The sequence below is a fragment of the Chryseobacterium sp. CS2K3 genome (assembly GCF_059515185.1).
Window position 1 is genome coordinate 126,549 of record NZ_JCAKRW010000001.1, and the last position, 19,990, is coordinate 146,538.

Below are 19,990 nucleotides of genomic sequence, written 5' to 3' on the forward strand. Positions count from 1 at the left end.
AAAATAAATTTGGTAGTTTAAAAAATAGTTTATACTTTTGCACTCACATTTGAACGATATGGCAAATCATAAATCAGCACTAAAGAGAATCAGACAGAACGAAACTAGAAGACTTCGTAATAGATATTATCACAAGACTGCTAGAACAGCATTGAAAGCCTTAAGAAATGAGGAGAATAAAGCTGTTGCAACAGAGCAACTGCCAAAAGTTATCGCTTTATTGGATAAATTAGCTAAGAAAAATATTATCCACAAAAACAAAGCAGCTAACTTAAAAAGTAAATTAACAAAACACGTTAATAAATTAGCGTAAAAGTATAGCGGCCCGTTCGTCTATCGGTTAGGACCTCAGATTTTCATTCTGGTAAGAGGGGTTCGATTCCCCTACGGGCTACTTAATTTTTAAAAACAAAGTAGAAAGCTAATACTTCATAAACTAACCGGCCCGTTCGTCTATCGGTTAGGACCTCAGATTTTCATTCTGGTAAGAGGGGTTCGATTCCCCTACGGGCTACTTAATAAGAGTTGATACTTATAAAAACAAAATCTAACACATTACTTTGGTAATGGAAGATAGAGGGCCCGTTCGTCTATCGGTTAGGACCTCAGATTTTCATTCTGGTAAGAGGGGTTCGATTCCCCTACGGGCTACCAAAAAGGACTTTTTCGAAAGTCCTTTTTTTGTTTATCTACCTTTCCTATTACTCATAGCTTCAGATAGGGCACGAAAGCCGGAAGCTAGTACACCATCTATACTTTTTTAGGATCAAGCGCAAAAGTTGTGGAGCTTAGAATATTAGATCTGTTTAATTTAAAAATTTAACGCAAAGGATTTCTATTATCTGGTATTGTATTTTAGGAAGCAAAGCTTGAATCAATTTCATTGATTCTTTCTAAGCGTACGCATATCTAGATCGCTTCATCAGCTACTTTTGTCGCTTTCTTAGCTCCCTTATCAATAATCAATTTCATCATGTCTTTGCGTTTAAATAAAATTTAAGTATAAAGCTTAAAGGAGTAAAAAGATAATTTGTTTTTTCTTCAGATTAACGAAACTTTTGCTCCTGACCCGATAAGGATTGCAACTGTCATGTTGAAGAAGCTTTTGTGGACATACATTTACTTAGAAAGAATAAATTTCATTGATTCCATCATTGTGCCTCCTTTGAAAATATGAGATAAGAGGCTGAAGCTTTGCGTTAAATTAAAACCCCAAAGCTTTTGAGACTGATCCATAACTTCTATGTTACAGAGCAAATTCTAACGCTCTTTATTCTGTTATTTCAAAATACATTCTCAGAAATCTAATCTTGGTCATCTTAAGATATTCATCAAACCTCTTTATTCGATCATATTAAATTTACTATAAAAATCACCATATTTGGAAATATTATTTTTTCCTTTTCTTCTTTATCCTTAAATTTGAATAAACTATTCATTTAAAAATAAATAACATGAAAATTAATTTACTTTTGGGAAATCATTTCTCTTTAAAAGCGTCAATGATGGCTTTATTTTTGTTTTCAGCGAGCACAGTATCATTTGCTCAGAACAGAATCTACGCACACGCTCAAAGTTCTGGGGTATTCGGAGTAGCATGTTTAGGATGTCGTGTTGAAAATCCTCAAAATGCAATTGGAAATAACCAGGATGACTATTCTACCATGATATTAGGTACAGCTTTACTAGGTGGTATTCAACAGACATTAACTTTTCCTGATTTAAGATCAAATACAAGATTGGTAGTAGGCATTGGAACAGACAGCATTCCTTTATCTGTACAATTATTAAGTGGTGTAACTCTCGAAACGATGAATGGCGGAACATCTAATGAAGATCGCAGAACAATTGATGTTAGTTTACTTAAACTAGGAGCTACTCCAAACAGAGGGACTGTAGAGTTCAAGCCAGAGAAACCTTATGATGGAATTAGAATTGGTTTAACAGGAGGTGTACTAAGTCTTGGCGGTGGATTCAGAATCTATTACGCTTATCAGGATCCTTTGGTTAATATTACGGCTCACAGCCAGGGAGGGCAGGTTACTCTTGATGCAAATATACCTTTAGAAGGCGCTGAAATAGCACTCACCAATACTTCAGGAAAGGAAGTTTTCCGTTCTACATTAAGATCTAAAACTTTTGATTCAAGTCAAACGGAAGGAATCTATTTTATGACAGTTCAAACTAAAGATGGTAAAACCTATTCTAAAAAAATTATCATTAAATAATTTAATGAAACTAAAAATCACCAAGCATTTAATGGGTATTTTTTTCACTCTTACCTCTAAGATTGTCAGTACTTAATTACAATTTATACAAAAGCAAAATGCAGTTCCTATTTTAATGATATATTAATAAATCACAAAAAATAGAAATAAAATTATCAACATAATCAATTTATGTGTACATTTACAAAAAACTAAAATCTTAAAATTTCAACATATGAAAACCAATTTATTTTTGAGACTAGGGGTAGTAAAAGCCGCTATGTCAGCACTATTTTTGTTCTTAATGAGTACAATGTCATCCGCTCAGATCACTAAGTATTATGCAAATGCCCAAATCAGTCAGACGTATGGCGTTTGTATAGGGTGTGGAGTAGTAAATCCTCTAAACGCGATTGGTCCAAATGAAAATGATTATTCTGTATTACAGGTTTCTATAGGACTATTGGCTCGTACTGAACAAACATTAATATTCCCAAACAGTGCCTACACTAACAAATTAGTTATTGGTATCGGTTCTAATGGAACTCCACTAAATGCTCAGGTGTTAGGAGGTGTTTCCATTGAGACATTCAATGGTAATGTTTCTAACAACGATTATCAAAACTTAAACAATGATATTCTGAAACTTGGTGATACAGATCCTAGCAAAGGAGAAATTGAACTTACAATGAATAAGCCTTATGACCGTATTAAAATTAACGTAAATGCAGGTTTACTGAGTTTAGGAGGTGAGCTTAGAGTGTATTATGGATACCAATACAAAGATCCATTCATCAGTATGAAAGTTGCTAGCCAAAATGGGCAGGTTACTCTTGATAAGAGTCTTCCGGCAGAAGGTTCAGAAGTAACTTTAGTGAATACATCAGGAAAAGAAGTTTTCCGTACGAAGCTACAGTCAAATACATTTGAAACAAACCAACCTAGTGGAGTTTACATTATGACTCTTCAAACGAAAAAAGGAGAAATCTATTCTCAAAAGATTATGATTAAATAAAAATATTGCAAACCAAAAGATCGGCAGGCTTTTTAAGCCTGCCGATTTTTTTTATAACCTGTACTTATTTGAAATGAAATATTCCCAGTAAAGTTTTCCGTTCAAATAAAAACCTCGTCCAAAAAATTGAACGAGGCAAGAGTGAAACAAAAATTAGCTATGCTAAAATTATTTTTTAATTATTTTTTGCTGATAAACCGCTTTATCAGTTGTCGCTTTTAGAATGTATGCTCCTTTTGGTAACATATTTACATTTACCTGCCCATTATTGAATGGTGCATTGATCAATTTTCCTGAAGCATCATAAATGGATACATTAATAATTTTTTCAGGTGTTTTGATATAAACAATATCTGTAGCTGGATTCGGATAAATACTGAATTGCAGTTTTTTCACCTCAGCTGTTGATAAAGTATTACCAAGGCTGTTTACTGTAAGTGTTTTCTCAACAAGTTTCCCATTAGAATTAAATTTGATTACAATATCTGAAGTTCCTGCGCTAAGCGGGGTTAATTCTAATACATCATCTGCATTGATCACTGCTGAAACTACAGACGAATTACTGTTTGACTTGATAGATTTTACAATTGCTACATTGAAGTTATCGGTATCCGTAACAACCGTTTTCAGATCAATAGTTATAGTATTTCCTACTGTAATCTGCGATGGTAACGTATTATTGACTGCTGGAGGAGTATTGTCAGGGAATACCGTTAATGCCGGGAACCAATAGTAATCAGTCAATGATCTTGTATTGGTCAAAGTTCCATTCACATCGTATGTATGCACCCAATGTTTTTGGTAAAGACTGTTGGTTGTATTTACAATAAGCTCACCTGTGATAGGATTTACTCTTAACGCAGCACCATAAGGGGTTTGCTTACTGCTTCCTGTTTGTCCAGGGATCGTAATAAAGGTTTCATTAAATGCTTTGGTTGTCACATCAAACTTTACAATATCGCTTCCCAATCCCCAGAAAGTACCCGCTTTGAACCAGTACAATACATTTTCGGTATTACTAGCTGCAAGACTCCCTGCATTCCATGCTCCCCAAGAGCTAGCATACGTTGAAGTAGGAATATTGTAAGATTGCGTTGCGAATGTTGTTGCATTTATATTCACAACAGCTTGCTGCTGAATTGCCCAGATACTTCCGTCCTTAGCCTGAACTACTGAATCGAAATCTCCAGAAACCGTGTGAATCACAGCATCTGTATTTGGATCAATGACTAAAATTCCTACTCCTTGCTTTATGGCATATACATGCTTTGAAGTACGGATCATATTTCCAATCTGCTCACTGTAAAGATCTGTACCTTCCGTCCCTGGAATAAGATTTCCTACCGTCAGATTATCAATATTAAATATATAGATTCCATTAGAAGCTCCGATATATCCTTTATGCTCATTCACTCCGATAAATGATCTTCCATCTCCTCCACCGATATCATTGAATGAAGCTAATTTCTCCATAGTTTGTGCATTTGCTACAACAAGTCTTCCTCCAGGAGTATATTGAGTATCCCCCCCATCAGCTGCCTGCTTTGAAACAAAGTAGAATTTGTCTCCATAAATGGTTCCGTACTGGGTAGTTGCTCCAAAAGCTTGATTATTGTTCGCGCTGCTATACACTCTGTATTCAATGGTTCCGTTGTTGTCCAGAAAGTTTACAGATCCGTTAGTATGTCCGAACCATTCTTCATTTACGATAAAGAATCCGTTGGTATAATTGTTCAGTCTGTTTGTTGATCTTAAATTCATCGCACTGGTTAAAGCAGCAGATGGAACATAAGGAGAAACAGGTGTCAATGTTGAAGAAATAGGCACTGTATTGAATGAAGGATTAAAGTTCCAAACATCCCATGATCCATTTTGTAAGACACGTGAAGATGCTCCTACTCCTGAGTATCCAAAATTAGCACTTGCAGGATTTTTGATCCAGTACGACCAATATCCGTTAGTTGCCCAACCAGATTGCCAGTGATCATTAGTATCAATTGCTGTATAACCATCAAAATTATATGCTGTTGTATTAACGATTCCGTTTACGGGAAGAAGCGGATCAGATGTATTTCCGTTATAAAATAAACCTGTCAGATTCTGTCCGTCAAGATCAAAACCGAAACCTCCTACAGCAGTTCCCTGTGGCGTTCCCTGGTAAAGTAAGGTAAAAAGTCTTTGATCTGCTTTGGCAATTGCTTTGATCATATCCGCACCCGTAGCTGTCCCATTCCATCTGAATCCCCAGACAAGAGCATCAGGGTTTTTACTGTCGTTCCATTGTACCACAAAAGCGGCTTCATTAGTACCGGTTCCTACCCAATATTTGATATCAGAAAAACTGATTGATGGAGCTGCCGCTGCTCTAAGCTGGCTCTGTGCTGTTCCGGGAATATCATTCCTCAGAACACCTTGTACTTTAATCTGTGCATTGGTAAAAACTGCAAACAGAAAAAGCAAGGTCAAAAGATAAAACTTTTTCATTTTTATTAATTTATAGTTGAATTATTGATTCTTATTTAAAGTGTAAATCATACGCTCCTGAAACTTCTGTAGACACCTCTCCCAGCCTTCCCGCTTCCTGATTGATTCCTGTGTATACTTTCACAAAATCAATTCCCGGAAGTTTTACGTATTTACCGCTTTGGTCAACAGCCCAAGAAATATCAATATTGGATGCTTCGTCCTGATTGGGAGCATTATCTGCGTATCCGTACTCATATGATTTTCCTACCCAATACGATCCGTTACCACTCTGGTCATAAAAATTGTTTTTAAGCCTTGTTCCTGTGAAAGAATAAGAAGGACCGGGAATCCAAAGAGGATAGTAACTCTGTAAATGGAAGACATTTTTTGTTTTGAACCCGTTGTTTCCTTGGTTATCCTGCCATTTGATATATTCTACATCTATATCCCAACCCAGATTTCCGGGAACGGGGGTTTTATTTTCATCCGGCTTGAAGTAAGTAATGCTGTAATTCTTTATTGTTGTATTTTTAAAGTATTCACTTCCTGCTATTTCGTACCACTCATTATCATCAGGTTTTCCGTTTTTATTTCGGTCATAGGCAACCATGATAATTCCCGGCTCACAAGATCCTGAACGGGGATCAGTAGCTGCGTTTCCAAAAAATGCATTTCCTAAAATTTTAAAGTCTCTTCCTTCTCTATTCGGAATGGTATGATCAAAGCCAAAAACAACATACCCCCCAAAACCTCCAAGAGTTATATCTGAAGTATTGGGACCCACCAGTGCTTTTTTTACTTTAGCAAGTATATCATTAGCTGTATGTCCTGGTTCATATTCAGGAATATCGTTCATGAACTGTCCTACAGCCGGACGGAAATCCAACACATCGGAAATGTATTTGCTCATGGTACCGGCTTCTTTCATTACTTTAATTTTAGAATGAAATACTTCGCCCGTACTTCCGATCTTTAAGGTTAAAGGATAAGTAGCAACCTTGGTACTGATAAATTCCAGTTCAGCATTTTGAGAAATAATAGAGTCATTAATGCTCCAAGTAATGTTGCTGTTAATATTTGTAGGAATACTCAATACTCTGAAACGGTCGATTGTATAAGCCGAATCCAATCCTTTAAAAGGTTCGGTTACTATAGGATCAGTGGGTACTTTCACCTCATCGTCATCATGTTTACAAGAAGCTATCATTCCTGCAAAAAGGAGGAATAAAAGTCCGGATATAAAATAATTAATAGTTTTTTTATTCATGTTTCTCAGTTTTACTATTTATATAAGAAAGCAAAGTGTGCCGGGATATTTCCGCCCTCTGTTTTCCATTTGAACTTCCCGTTTTTGTCGAAGCAATAGACAAACCCCATGGATACATAATTTCGGGCATCTGTAATGTAAATATCTTCTGTGATGGGATTTACTGCGATTCCGTAAGGGGTTTTGATGATGGATTCATATTCGGAATCAATAATTTTATTTGAAATCACCTGCTCGGTCTTTACGTCAATGATCCCGAATGTCTTTTTGTAGGTATGGGTATTATAATTGAACTCATTTCCATAGAAATAAAGCTTGTCATTCACGATTGTCATTTCATTGACAGCCATATGGAAGTTTTTCTTAATGGTTCCCGTAGCAGCATCGATTAAATATAAATTGGAAGGAACGTCATAATAATCTCCTCTTGAGGTCACATACAGATCTCCATAATTATCTTTTTTAAGACGGTGAAGATTGATAGCCACATCAATTTTCTTTGTTTCTGTAAAAGTGTTCAGATCGATTACGGATAAGGTTTTGTCATAATTCGGAACCATATATCCTCCTGAATTTGCTACAAAAAGCTGATTGCCTACAACTTCTATCTCTTCCGGCTGGTAACCTACCGTTGCTTCACGTTGTATTGAAAGGGATACGGTATCAATTTCCACTACTTTTCCTTTGGGAGCATTGGGGTTGATATCTACAGGTCCTACATAACTACTGGCATAGGCTTTTCCACCTTTGAATGTTAAATATCTACAGTTCTGAAGAGGAATAGATTTAATACGTTTTGCTGTTTTAGCATCCAGCACTTCTATTTTATTGGAAACATTAACCACAATATATAGCTTACTTCCATAGATCTTAATGTCATTTCCTACATCTCCCAATTCTTTTATAACTTCAGGGTTGATCTCGGCATAAATATTTCGGTAATAGGTTCCTTTTGTGTAATCAAAGAAGTCCAGTGTACATTTATTACTTCCCATATTGCCCTCATTCAGGACGTAGAATCCTTTGATTGCAGTATTTTCAACAGGAGCAAGACCGTCCACCACTTCTATTGGAATGATTGTGTCATCTGTACGACAGGCTGTAAAACATAGCAATGCAAAAAACAAAAAGTATAAATTCAGCTTTCTCATAATGTAAAATTTAAAGAGAGTTTAAAGTTTCTTCCCAGCATAGGGTAGTTGCGTACAACATCATAATATTGGTTAAAAACATTATTCATTTCAATATTGACCTTAAACGGATGCCCGTCAAGATTAAATTTCTTCTGAACAGAAAGATCATGAGTATACCAAGGCTGAATAAAATTGGCTCTGATATTATCAAGCTGTCCGTCATAGCGTTTCCCTACATAGATGGTACTATAGTTGAAACTCCAGTCTTTGTAATCTGCCATCAGGGTAAATGAACCGGTATGCCATGGTATATAAGGAATCTGCTTATTATAAAATGTATCACCGGTATCAATTCCCGATCCTTTATTAGTCTTGTCTACAGCCTTCTGATAGGTATAAGACAATAATGGTTTCAATTTCACCTGCCCAAGCATTAGTTCAGTCTGAACATTCACATCAGCTCCGATAATTTCAACTCTTCCAAGATTAAGCATCATCCAGCGGAACAAATTTTGTTGTGCCATTGCAACGATCTTGTCTTTTACCCTGTTATAGTATCCGTCAACCTTGATGTGAAAAGCCTTCAAGACAGCGTTATCATTTTTTTTCTGATAGGTAAATCCCAGATCATACTGATACGTAAATTCCGGTTTCAGGTAGGTACTTCCAATATTGGTATAGTACAAATCATTAAAAGTCGGCAGCCTGAAAATCTGTTTATGAAAAGCCCTGATGGTAAGCTCCGGAATCGAAGCAGGCTGATAGCTCATAAAGAAAGATGGTGTCCATTCTCTTCTGTCATCAGGTCTAAGATTACGTTCTACTTCTTCAAAAGTAAAAGTACCCAAAAGACTTCCCAAGAATTTGAACCTGTTCCACTGATATGTGGTAGCCAATGCCACAAGTGTTGTATATCGGATAGGGAAAGAAAAGTTTTTTAAATCGGCATCCATATTATTATACTGGAAATCTCCGCTCAAACTAATATCCCAATTGGAATTGACAGAATATATATTGGAAGAAGAAAGATAAACTTCTCGTTGGATATACGTATTTTGTGCCGGATAAACAGCTTGTGATAATACAGTATCATTAAAATAAGTATAATCATAGGCAAATTTTGCCTTCAGCTGAGTTTCAAATTTCGGAAAGAGCTTTTTTCTGAGATTTGCCTGTACAAAATAATTTTCGTCTTTCATTCTCGCACCCCTGGCATCAAAACGGCTGTTCACAATAGGTGCCGGAATCCCACGATCTGAAATAAAGCCATAGCCGCGTACATTCCAGTTTCCGTTATTTAAAATTCCATTGACGGATGTTTCAAACCGTTTTGTTTTAATATCGGAATCATATCTTTTGGCAATCGTATCGTAAGCAGTCTGACCATTGGAGTATTTTTTCCCGTAACGATACTTGTAAACTCCGTCACTTTGGAGAAATTCAGCACTGAAGCTACTGGAGACCTTCTCTGAAAGCTTTTGCTCGAGGCGGAAAGAAGGATTAAACAGATCAATAGAGGCACTTTTGGCTCTTATAATAAGGTTTGTTTTTTTCGTTCCTTTAAATACAGGAGTTTTTGGCTGCAAATAAATAGATCCTGAGGAACCGAAATCCTTTGCAGGCTGAAAGATTTCACTTTTCTGCCCGTTATATAAGGATATTTCTTCCAGATCATCCAGAGAGTATCTTCCTAAGTCTACCACTCCATTCTGAGCATTTCCTAGCTGAATCCCATCATAGAAAACTCCCACGTGCTGGCTTCCCATACTTCGGATATTAACGGTCTTCAAACCGCCCATTCCTCCGTAATCTTTAATCTGAACGCCGGAAAAGTAACGAAGTGCATCCGCAACGGAATGGCTGTTCAGTCTTTCAAGTTCCTCGCCCTGCAAAACCTGAGCAGGAATGATTTCTCTAAAATTCTTTTTATAAATATTGACAGTCTTAATGGCTTCCTCTTTAATGCTGTCTTTTTTCTTCGATTGGGAAAACAGGAATTGTGATGTTAACACACATAATGTGAAAACAACCTTATGAAGTTGAGATGTAGTCAGTTTTGCCACCATTAGCTCATTTAGGGATAATGATGACGCTAATGGATATAAGAAAGCAACGACAAAGCACAGCATTCACTGCACAGCATCATTGATGTCCTAAGCTTTATTCCACGAAAGCGTCAAACGTTTAATTGTCTGGCAGGTCTTCTGACTTACTCCATTTTTGAAATCCTTCCCATTAAAAAAACAGTGGATATACTCTTCAAAAACTTTGGTGCGGAGCTTACAGCAGCGGGTCTGTTCCGGATTCTCACCGGATTCCCTTTTAAGAGCTTTTTACGGCTCACCAAATTTCGGCAAAGATAGACAATTATTAATATAATGCCACAAATAACAAAATGATTTACAATATTATAAAAGAATAACTCGGAATAGCTACTGCTGATACGGAATTAAATATATTGAAGCGACATTGTTATTTTAACTTCTTTCTTCAAAAATCCGCATTTGATACGCTCGTTGTAGAAATAAAAAACGGGATTATTCCAAAATAGAATAATCCCGTTTAATGTATAATAATTCGTCTCTTGAATGGGAGTACGCTATATTCCAATGTTTAAGAAAATACTGAAACGTGATTTTGCTTCAATATCTCCACCAGCCAGATTAGTATATGCCGGCAGCATAATTTCACTTCCCAGACTGAACTTTTTATAAGAAGCTTCAAACCCCAGTTTTCCATATAAAGCACTTCCTGAAGTATTGGGTAATGCTTCGTTAAACTGTTTGTTCTGATCATATACTTCTCCCTGAAGCCCGGCTTTTGCTGAAAAAATAGTCTTTTCATTTCCTGCGATCTGATAAAAGCCTGTAGCCGCATAATTCCACTGGTTTCCGAAACGGTAATGTTTTTTGTTTTCTGTTTTTACGGTATAATCTGTATTAATCAATACAGCTACTTTATTTTTCTGAAATTTATAATTCAATGCTGCCTGATAATCCCAGCTCCCGGTTCCCAACTGAAAACTCGGATTGACGCCAGATGCTCCTTTTTCATCAAACTTTCCCAAAGGAACTTTTATGCCCACACCTCCGCTTAACTGATGAAAGTTATCTTTAGAAACCAGCAGCTGATAAATTCCCATTACGTTAAGATCTCCAATTCCATTGATTTTTATATCTCCCTGCATGGTTTTTTTTTCATGAAAATGGAAGGGCAGGCTTGCATACACACTTAATTTTTTAGTTAAAGGAATTTTACCCCAAAGCTGTAACGTATTAAAATACTGATCCTGCGTAAGGTCTTTTACAAATAGGTTTTCTTTTGCTTTATAATGCTGGGCAAAATATTTAATCCCGATAAACTGGGGATTCAATAAGGATTCAAAACCTGACGATCCGTTTCCTGCTGCACAACCACAGGCATCGCAGTCTTCATCAAAATCTATTGTCCTGAGATACTCGTGAGGAATATAAACGCTGTCTATCATTGTTTTTGCCTGATTCATCGTACTTACAATCAGACTTATAATTAAAATAATCTTCTTCATGTCTACTTTTAATTATTCTGCAAATTTTGGATTGGTAATAAAACTTTTGTCGGATAATGTTTTCAGGAACGTGATGATCAACTGTTTTTCCTGACTGTTTATGGCAATTCCGGTGTGATTATTCTGTTTCAGCTGTGGATCAAGGTTCGGATTATCTTCTACAGTATCAGAATAGAAATTGAGCACTGCTTCCAGCGTATAAAATCTGCCATCATGCATGTATGGAGCCGTATATTCAATATTTCTTAAACTTGGCACTCGGAATTTCATCCAATCGTTTTGATTAAGAGTCACACGATAAAGACCAGCATCCTTAAACTGGTTATTATAATACATTCCTGTATTTCTAAAACTTTCATCAGTAAACAATCCTCCGCTATGACATGAAGCACAGTTTTTGTTAAATAAAGCCATTCCCTGAGATTCTTCGGAAGTAAAACTTTCTCTACCCTGTTTTACCCTGTCATATTTGGAATCTGAAGAAATCATTGAAGCCATAAACTGAGATAATGCTTTTAAAATCCTTTCCCCGGTAATATTTTCGTCACCATAAGCGGCAGCGAAAAGCCTTTTATACTTCTGATCATCTTTTATTTTTGAAATCGCTTCCGGCATGGAGCTATCCATTTCATTAACGTCTGTCATCGGAATGATGGGCTGTTCGTTTAAATTATGAATGACACCATCCCACATATATCTTTTTAAGAAAGCCATATTTTGAATAGGTGATGCATTTCTTATTCCGATTCTGTCATCTACTCCATGGCTTACCGTATGCCCATGATGGGTAAAAGCATTTTCCTGAATATGACAGAAACCGCATGAAATTGTATTATTTCTTGAAAGCCTTCCTTCGTAGAATAACTTTCTCCCCAGTTCTACTCCATTTTTTGTTACCGGATTCGCAGATTGATCAAATGTCATTTCCGGAAAGTAAGACGGGAAGTTAAGATGATATGCTTCATCTTTTTCTAAAGGCTGCATCACCTCATCTGAGCAGGAAACAAAACCCAGCAGCACAACCATCAGGAATAGTATTGTTTTCAAAAAGAAATTAATCATTGTGTACATGGTCTACTTTAAACATTTTTGTAAGATTATTGGTCACATCTACTAAATGCTGGCTTGAGCCCATCATCATAGCATTAGATTCTGTAAGCCTTAATGGTTTTTCTCCGCTCAGGAACTGGTTGAGATCTGCAAGAATATGAATAGACGGTCTGATCTTACCATTAACTCTGGCTGTTGTAGGCAAGTCTAAAGTAACTTCTCTATACAGATCCGGTGTGTGATTCTCAGTTACTTTTCCCATATTTCCGGTATGATTCATAAATTCGGTTGTTGCTGAACCGGTTCCATATTTCCCTTCCAGTTTCACGAAAACATAGCCTGCAGCCCATGACCATGACATTCCTTTCTGTTTTGCTCTGTTCCAGAATTCAGCCTGTCCGTCCATTCCTAACAGATAAGCATCCTGGCTGATTCCTAATCCGAATTTTATTTTCTTATAATTATTTTTCGGAATCTCATTCAGGTTCAGATAAACAACTCCTGCCACTGCATCTGCCTGATCAATGATAAATGCGCCTTTATCGGGGTTATTTTCGTTATATCTGAATTCCTTTCCATTCTCATCAATTAAAGTAATATTACTGATGACATATTTTAAAGCTGAAAAATTATGCTTTTGACCTTGTGAAGACGTTTGTACGGTTTGGTTCAGGACAATATTTCCCAGATTATTAAAACCGTTCTCAAATTTGATCTGAAGATTTCCAGGGGTTGTATCTTGAGGATTATCATCATCGTCTCTGTTTGAACAGGATGAAAAGGAAAGTAAAGTAATGGCAATAAAGAATAATGATAAAAATTTATAAATTTTCATTGTTGATTTTTTAAGTTGGATAAATACAATAAGATGACGTTGAATGTTTAAAACATTCATTTTTACCACAAAGAATTTGTAACACTTAAGTTATTTAAGAGTCCTTCATAAACTTGTTAAAAAAACAAATAAGCTTATTTTAAAAATCAGAGATTCTCAAACTTTTGTGAACTTTATACATAGGATTTAGCTTATTTAAATAGTATTAAATAAACTTTTATGACTTTGTGGTTAAAATTTTATATTTAAATAGTTGAAACTTAAAAAACCGGCGGTTTGAAAATATGTTTCAGAAACAGAAAAGAATAGGCTGTTTCATATGGAAAAGAGGAATTAAAAGAAGGAATCTTTTCAGTAATGGTAACCTCTGTGATCTCAGGAAGAATATAAATATCCAGGATTTTCTGCCCGGAGTTTTTTACTTTATTGAAAGGGGTAGATTCTGTATCGTTATTCGTTTTTGCCAGTTCTTTGCTGAGGTAACATTTTCCGTTACAGTGTATCTCCGGCTTACTTTTATTGACGCAAAGAGTATTAACGATATAATCATAGTTTACAGCATACTCTACCATTGGTATCAGAGGTCTGAACACCATGTAAAAGGTAAAAAGTATGCTGTAAAGTAATTTCATGAAACTATTTTTTGCTTAAAGCTTCATCATATCTTTTGCTTACTTCTTTCCAGTTCAGCACATTCCAGATTGCAGAAAGATAATCGGCTCTCTTATTCTGATATTTTAAATAATAAGCATGTTCCCAAACATCAATTCCCAGAATCGGAGTTCCTTTTTCTTCTACAATATCCATTAATGGGTTATCCTGGTTCGGTGTAGAAGAAACGAATAGCTTTCCGTTTTTATCCACAGACAACCAAGCCCATCCTGAACCGAAACGATCTGCTCCCGCCTTACTCATTTTTTCTTTAAAAGCATCCATACTTCCGAATGCTTCATTAATAGCCTTTGCCAATTTTGCAGATGGCTGAGTATTTTTCTCCGGTGTAAGGATCGTCCAGAAAAGTTCATGGTTATAGTGTCCGCCGGCATTATTTCTTACTGCAGGGCTTAGCTTTGATGTTTCAGATAAAATCTGAATCAATGTTTGCTTTTCCTGTGGAGTTCCTGCAATGGCTTTATTCAAATTAGCGGCATAAGCTGCACCATGTTTTGAATAATGAATTTCCATTGTCTGTGCATCTATTGATCCTTCCAATGCGTTGTATGCATATGGTAAAGGAGTCTGCTTAAATTGAGCCAGTGTAAACTGAGCCGCGAATACTGCTCCTAAAGCAGCTATTTTCATAATCTTCATAATGTTTTGTTATATGGTTAAACAATATTCTGTTAAAAAATGAAAGCCTGAGTTTGGAGGATGAAAGTCATTAAGATTTCAAAGACAACTATATAATCATTTAACTTTCAGTACTTCCAGCTATCCTTTCTCCCTTTCATCCTAATTTAATAACTTCTTAATATCCTCAATCAGAATTTCTCTGTCCGGATGGTATTTTCCATTTAATCTGGGGTTCTTTCCTTCCGGATCTTCATAATTTAATCCTGAGTAATAAAGGATCGGCATATTTTCTTTATTATATCGGCAGCGAATGTTTCCTTCCTGATCCACAAGCGCAATCATACCACTGTGGTTCAGGCTTTCTGCATCATCTTCTTTGTCTCCCACATAGATGTTAAATTTATCAGCCAGATTTCCGATATAGGTTCTGTCTCCTGTCAGAAAATGCCAGTCAGGAGATTTAGCGCCAATTCTATTTGCATGTTCCTTTAAAGTTTCCGGAGTGTCATTTTCCGGGTCAATACTGATGGATATAATACCAAATTCAGAACTGTTGATCTGATTTTGGATAGCTTTCATATTGGTATTCATCACCGGACATATGGTGGGACACTGACTATAAAAAAATTCTACCAGATACACTTTTCCAAGCATATTCTTATTGGTAATTTTTTTGTTGTTCTGATCAGTCAGTTCGAAATCAGGAACCTTCATTACCGTATACAAGTTCTTTTTAAAGTATCCCATTCCTATCCCAATTCCCAGAAAAAGCAGGGCAATCACCGCAATAGGGATAATGACCTTTCCCTTATTATTTGTCTTTTTATTTTTGGGCATAGCTTGCTGGATTTTTTTTGAATTCCTCTTTGCAGTATGGGCTGCAGAAACCGTAGGTTCTTGTTTTATATACAGCAGTGTCTTTCAGAAATTGTGCCGTCTTCATATGGCAGATCGGATCTTCATCATTTACAACCTGTACATTCTTCATATTTTCTTTAGAAGAATTCATATTCGTTTTGTGCTTTACCTGGGGTTCTTTTACGCAGGAAAGAAGTAAAATTGACAGCATGGCAGTCAAAATAATCGGAGATTTCATTTTAATATTAAATTGAAATTAATAGTATTGAATAAAGTTATGAGCAGTAATTATCATAGAATATTTTGCCCGAAACGGACTTCAATTTCTCATAAAGGTTTATATAACACGAGTGTTATTTATCCAAAAATTATTTTTTTTGAAAACCTAAATGATACGTTGCATACCCTTAATCAAATACTGATCTGATAATTACATTAAACTAAAGATATAGTTTAATAATAACAATTAAATTAACGGAGGATGGAAAATTCTTGAAAAATAGTCTGAACAATGGAGATCACTATATCCCGAATCAGGAATTATAACCAACGGTTCAAATTCTTTTGGATCTAAAAAGGAAAGAATATCATGAGAAAGAAAAACATCTAATCCTGCAATTTTTATGGTTTGAGAATTACCCGTCTGTTTTTCAGTTTTTGCTAATTCTTTTTGTACATAGCATTTTCCTTTACAGGTAGACTGAGGAATTTCTCTGTTTTCACAAAGGTTCTTTACAATATAATCATAATTTACCACGTAGTTTACCAATGGCAAAACAGGGCGTAATGCAATGGTAAAAATGATGGATATGTAAATTAACAACCTCAATTCTTCAGTTCTGTGTTACAAATATACTACTTCAAAATTGTTTTCTGTTCTGTTTATGATGAATGTCATTCATGATTGTTCTAATATCTTCTTATTTAATGCCATGAATTCGAATGGTTTTATTTTGCCTGAATACTATCTAGCTATGGGATTACAAAAAGATAAAATCACTAGATTACATAAAAAAAGACCTTTTGAAGCGGCAAATCAATTAGAAGCTTTCTTGCTGAAAATATTTGATTTTCTTGCGCCTTAAATATACGCAGCACAGATAGAAATCTTTGCGCCTCTTGCGTATTCCAACCTATTCAGCACAAAAAAGGGTTTTTCTCTGCTATTGGAATACGCAAAGACGCGAAGAGCTTTTAAAGATTATGTTTTAAGGCGCAAGGATTTTATCTTAGATAAAATTGAATACTGCTTATTTTGATGCCACGGATGCACGAATGACCTTATTTTGTATAAAATCTATATGATTTTTATGGTTCAAAAAACAGACATTTAGAAAAGAGTTCTTAAAATTTGTGTTCGAAAATGTCGACCTTTTATTTGACATTAGTTGCAAAGCATTTAGAAGCTTTCTTGCTGAAAATCTTTGATTTTCTTGCGCCTTAAATATACGCAGCATAGATAGAAATCTTTGCGTCTTTGCGTATTCCAACCTATTCGATGCAAAAAAAGATTTTTCTTTGTTGTTGGAATGCGCAAAGACGCGAAGAGCTTTTAAAGATTATGTTTTAAGGCGCAAGGATTTTATCTTAGATAAAATTGAATGCTACATATTTTGATGCCACGGATGCACGAATAAGTCTTTTTGCACAAAATCTATGTGCCCTTTGTGGTAAAAAAGACAACTGCACAGGTAGAAAGAGTTCTTAAAATTTGTGTTCGAAAATGTCAACCTTTTATTTGACATTAGTGGCAAAGCATTTAGAAGCTTTCTTGCTGAAAATCTTTGATTTTCTTGCGCCTTAAATATACGCAGCATAGATAGAAATCTTTGCGCCTTTGCGCATTCCAACCTATTCGACGTAAAAAAGGTTTTTCTTTGTTGTTGGAATGCGCAAAGACGCGAAGAGCTTTTAAAGATTATGTTTTAAGGCGCAAGGATTATATCTTAGATAAAATTGAATGCTGCATATTTTGATGCCACGGATGCACGAATGAGCTTATTTTGTATAAAATCTATATGATTTTTATGGTTCAAAAAACAGACATTTAGAAAAGGGTTATTAAAATTTGTGTTCGAATATGTAACTTTTTTATTTGGCATTAGTGCAAAGCATTTAGAAGCTTTCTTGCTGAAAATTTTTGATTTTCTTACGCCTTAAAATACACAGCGTAGATAGAAATCTTTGCGCCTTTGCATATTCCAACCTATTCAGCACAAAATAAAAAAGACTCCACTGTAAACAGCAAAGCCTTCATTAATATAATATAGTCGTATGTTTAGTTTCTAAAACTTCATTCTTTGAATTCTTACCGCATTTAAAATCGCCAGCAATGCAACTCCTACATCAGCAAAAACAGCTTCCCACATCGTCGCAAGACCTCCTGCTCCAAGAACTAACACTACCGCTTTTACAGCAAATGCAAGTATAATATTCTGCCAAACGATCTTTTTCGTTTGTTTACCAATATTGATTGCCATTGGAATTTTGCTTGGTTTATCATCCTGAATCACAACATCCGCCGTTTCAATGGTGGCATCACTACCCAAACCTCCCATTGCTATTCCTACATCACTTAAAGCAACTACGGGAGCATCATTCACACCATCACCTACAAAAGCTACGGTCTGATTTTTTCCTTTGATTTCTTTTACTTTATTTACTTTGTCTTCCGGTAAAAGGTCCCCGAATGCGTTATCTATGCCCAACTGATCGGCAACGTATTTTACAACGGTTCCTTTATCTCCGCTCAACATTGTGGCTTTTACCCCCATCCTGTGAAGATTATCCACGGTTTCTTTAGCATCGGCTTTAATGCTGTCGGCAATGGTAATATAGCCTGCAAACTTTTTATCATAAGCTATTGCAATCAGAGTATATACAATATTTGCATGGTTGATGTCATAGCTGATGTTAAACTTATCCATCAACTTAAAGTTTCCTACTAAAAGTTCTTTTCCGTTTACTGTTGCTTTCAAACCATGCCCTGCAATTTCTTCTACGTTTTCCATCGGGATAGAATAATTGATGTCTCCTACATGGTTATGAATTGCCGTAGCAACCGGGTGGGTACTCTTACTTTCCAGCAGATTCACCAACTGCATGATTTCATCTTTATTAAATCCTGAACTTATATTTACTTCCTGAACTTTAAAGACTCCTTCTGTCATGGTACCGGTTTTATCCATCACTACATTCTGGATTTCTGCAATACTATCCAGGAAATTACTTCCTTTAAAGAGAATCCCGTTTCGGCTTGCGGCTCCGATCCCTCCAAAGTACCCCAATGGAATGGAAATTACCAAGGCACATGGACAGGAAATTACAAGGAAAATCAAGGCTCTGTACAGCCAGTCTCTGAACAGGTAATCACTGACAAAGAAATAAGGCAGAAAAGTAATTCCTATAGCAAGAAATACCACAATAGGGGTATATACTTTTGCAAATTTTCTAATGAACAGTTCTGTAGGTGCCTTTTGAGCAGTTGCGTTCTGAACCAGCTCCAAGATTTTGCTTAATTTACTGTCTTCATAGGCGGTAGTTACCTTCACAAGGGCAATACTGTTCATATTGATCATTCCTGCCAATACTACTTCACCTTTATTTTTGGTATCCGGCTTACTTTCACCTGTTAAAGCAGCGGTATTGAATGAAGCTGAATCAGAAATCAATTCGCCATCAAGTGCCAGTTTCTCACCAGGCTTAAGCTGGATAACATCACCTACTTTTGTTTCTTTTGCTTTTATAGTTTTAGGCTGATTATTTTCCATAATCGTTACCTCATCAGGTCGCTGATCAAGCAGAGCTTTTATATTTCCTTTTGCTCTGGTTACCGCCATAGACTGGAAGACCTCTCCTACTGCATAAAAAAGCATAACGGCAACTCCTTCGGGATATTCTCCGATGGCAAAGGCACCCATAGTTGCAATTCCCATCAGGAAGAACTCTGAAAATACATCGCCTTTGGTAATACTTTTAAATGCATCCTTCAATACAGGAAATCCTACAGGAATATAAGCTGCCAGAAACCAGACCAGCCGTATCCAGCCTGTAAACCATCCGGGGTTTATATAATTATCAAAAGCAATTCCCAGTAAGAGCATAACAAAAGATATAATTGCGGGAAGAAACATCTGAAACACGCTCTGATCTCCGGTATCATGAGAATGACCATGGTCGTCATGATCGTGGTCATGGTTATGCCCATCTCCTTCTGAGTGATTATGAGTATGTCCTTTCTGATCTTTTTTTTCTGGGGTGGTACTACAGCATTTTTCCATAACTGATATTTTTATACAAATTTAAGGGTGAGACTGATG

Annotated in this window: 17 protein-coding genes, 3 tRNA genes and 1 riboswitch; of the genes, 7 read left to right on the forward strand and 13 right to left on the reverse strand. The window is 36.0% G+C overall.

Annotated features, from left to right (window positions below; all coding sequences use genetic code 11):
- Positions 1-58 precede the first annotated feature (58 nt).
- From rpsT to AC5YGG_RS00675, 6 genes are all read left to right on the forward strand, one after another.
- The gene (gene rpsT, locus AC5YGG_RS00650) at positions 59-313 is read left to right on the forward strand and encodes a 30S ribosomal protein S20 (protein WP_062700759.1); all 255 of its coding nucleotides are present in this window, start codon (positions 59-61) and stop codon (positions 311-313) included.
- Between the two features lie 9 nt (positions 314-322).
- Positions 323-394, forward strand: a tRNA-Glu gene (locus tag AC5YGG_RS00655).
- 48 nt (positions 395-442) lie between these two features.
- Positions 443-514 (forward strand) — tRNA-Glu (locus AC5YGG_RS00660).
- A gap of 65 nt (positions 515-579) precedes the next feature.
- Positions 580-654 (forward strand) — tRNA-Glu (locus AC5YGG_RS00665).
- 800 nt (positions 655-1,454) lie between these two features.
- Positions 1,455-2,228, forward strand: a complete 774-nt coding sequence (locus AC5YGG_RS00670; protein ID WP_496142494.1) for a T9SS type A sorting domain-containing protein — start codon at positions 1,455-1,457, stop codon at positions 2,226-2,228.
- 214 nt (positions 2,229-2,442) lie between these two features.
- A complete protein-coding gene (locus AC5YGG_RS00675) occupies positions 2,443-3,222 on the forward strand; it encodes a T9SS type A sorting domain-containing protein (protein ID WP_496142495.1) in 780 nt (259 codons plus the stop codon).
- 168 nt (positions 3,223-3,390) lie between these two features.
- Here AC5YGG_RS00675 and AC5YGG_RS00680 read toward each other — a convergent pair whose 3' ends face one another.
- The 12 genes from AC5YGG_RS00680 to AC5YGG_RS00735 all read right to left on the reverse strand — a co-directional run bounded on the left by AC5YGG_RS00680 (position 3,391) and on the right by AC5YGG_RS00735 (position 16,494).
- Complete coding sequence (locus tag AC5YGG_RS00680) at positions 3,391-5,706, reverse strand: DUF5074 domain-containing protein (RefSeq protein ID WP_496142496.1); 2,316 nt, start codon at positions 5,704-5,706, stop codon at positions 3,391-3,393.
- Positions 5,707-5,737: 31 nt separating this feature from the next.
- Positions 5,738-6,955, reverse strand: coding sequence for a cell surface protein (locus tag AC5YGG_RS00685; protein ID WP_496142497.1), 1,218 nt, complete (start codon positions 6,953-6,955; stop codon positions 5,738-5,740).
- Between the two features lie 14 nt (positions 6,956-6,969).
- Positions 6,970-8,106 (reverse strand): YncE family protein, encoded by a 1,137-nt coding sequence (locus tag AC5YGG_RS00690; RefSeq protein WP_496142498.1) that lies wholly within the window; start codon positions 8,104-8,106, stop codon positions 6,970-6,972.
- Entirely contained in the window at positions 8,103-10,154 is a 2,052-nt protein-coding gene (locus AC5YGG_RS00695; protein ID WP_496142499.1) for a TonB-dependent receptor plug domain-containing protein, read from the reverse strand. The genes AC5YGG_RS00690 and AC5YGG_RS00695 overlap by 4 nt, the downstream gene beginning before the upstream one ends.
- A gap of 111 nt (positions 10,155-10,265) precedes the next feature.
- A riboswitch (cobalamin riboswitch) is annotated at positions 10,266-10,451 on the reverse strand.
- A gap of 236 nt (positions 10,452-10,687) precedes the next feature.
- Complete coding sequence (locus tag AC5YGG_RS00700) at positions 10,688-11,635, reverse strand: transporter (RefSeq protein WP_496142500.1); 948 nt, start codon at positions 11,633-11,635, stop codon at positions 10,688-10,690.
- 12 nt (positions 11,636-11,647) lie between these two features.
- Positions 11,648-12,697, reverse strand: a complete 1,050-nt coding sequence (locus AC5YGG_RS00705) for a cytochrome-c peroxidase (RefSeq protein WP_496142501.1) — start codon at positions 12,695-12,697, stop codon at positions 11,648-11,650.
- Positions 12,690-13,520, reverse strand: a complete 831-nt coding sequence (locus tag AC5YGG_RS00710; RefSeq protein WP_496142502.1) for an MbnP family protein — start codon at positions 13,518-13,520, stop codon at positions 12,690-12,692. Before AC5YGG_RS00710 ends, AC5YGG_RS00705 begins: the two co-directional genes overlap by 8 nt.
- Positions 13,521-13,780: 260 nt before the next feature.
- A complete protein-coding gene (locus AC5YGG_RS00715) occupies positions 13,781-14,152 on the reverse strand; it encodes a hypothetical protein (RefSeq protein ID WP_496142503.1) in 372 nt (123 codons plus the stop codon).
- Between the two features lie 4 nt (positions 14,153-14,156).
- On the reverse strand, positions 14,157-14,831 hold the full coding sequence (locus tag AC5YGG_RS00720) for a superoxide dismutase (protein WP_496142504.1): 675 nt from the start codon (positions 14,829-14,831) through the stop codon (positions 14,157-14,159).
- A 141-nt stretch (positions 14,832-14,972) separates the two neighbouring features.
- On the reverse strand, positions 14,973-15,650 hold the full coding sequence (locus tag AC5YGG_RS00725; protein ID WP_496142505.1) for an SCO family protein: 678 nt from the start codon (positions 15,648-15,650) through the stop codon (positions 14,973-14,975).
- Positions 15,637-15,909, reverse strand: coding sequence for a YHS domain-containing protein (locus AC5YGG_RS00730; protein WP_496142506.1), 273 nt, complete (start codon positions 15,907-15,909; stop codon positions 15,637-15,639). The genes AC5YGG_RS00725 and AC5YGG_RS00730 overlap by 14 nt, the downstream gene beginning before the upstream one ends.
- A gap of 228 nt (positions 15,910-16,137) precedes the next feature.
- Positions 16,138-16,494, reverse strand: coding sequence for a hypothetical protein (locus AC5YGG_RS00735; protein ID WP_496142507.1), 357 nt, complete (start codon positions 16,492-16,494; stop codon positions 16,138-16,140).
- 109 nt (positions 16,495-16,603) lie between these two features.
- On the opposite strand from AC5YGG_RS00735, the gene AC5YGG_RS00740 reads away from it, so the two are divergent.
- Positions 16,604-16,756: a hypothetical protein gene (locus AC5YGG_RS00740; RefSeq protein ID WP_496142508.1), complete on the forward strand. Its 153-nt coding sequence runs from the start codon at positions 16,604-16,606 to the stop codon at positions 16,754-16,756.
- 1,200 nt (positions 16,757-17,956) lie between these two features.
- On the opposite strand, the gene AC5YGG_RS00745 is transcribed toward AC5YGG_RS00740, so the two are convergent.
- Positions 17,957-19,951: a heavy metal translocating P-type ATPase gene (locus AC5YGG_RS00745; protein WP_496142509.1), complete on the reverse strand. Its 1,995-nt coding sequence runs from the start codon at positions 19,949-19,951 to the stop codon at positions 17,957-17,959.
- Positions 19,952-19,990 lie beyond the last annotated feature (39 nt).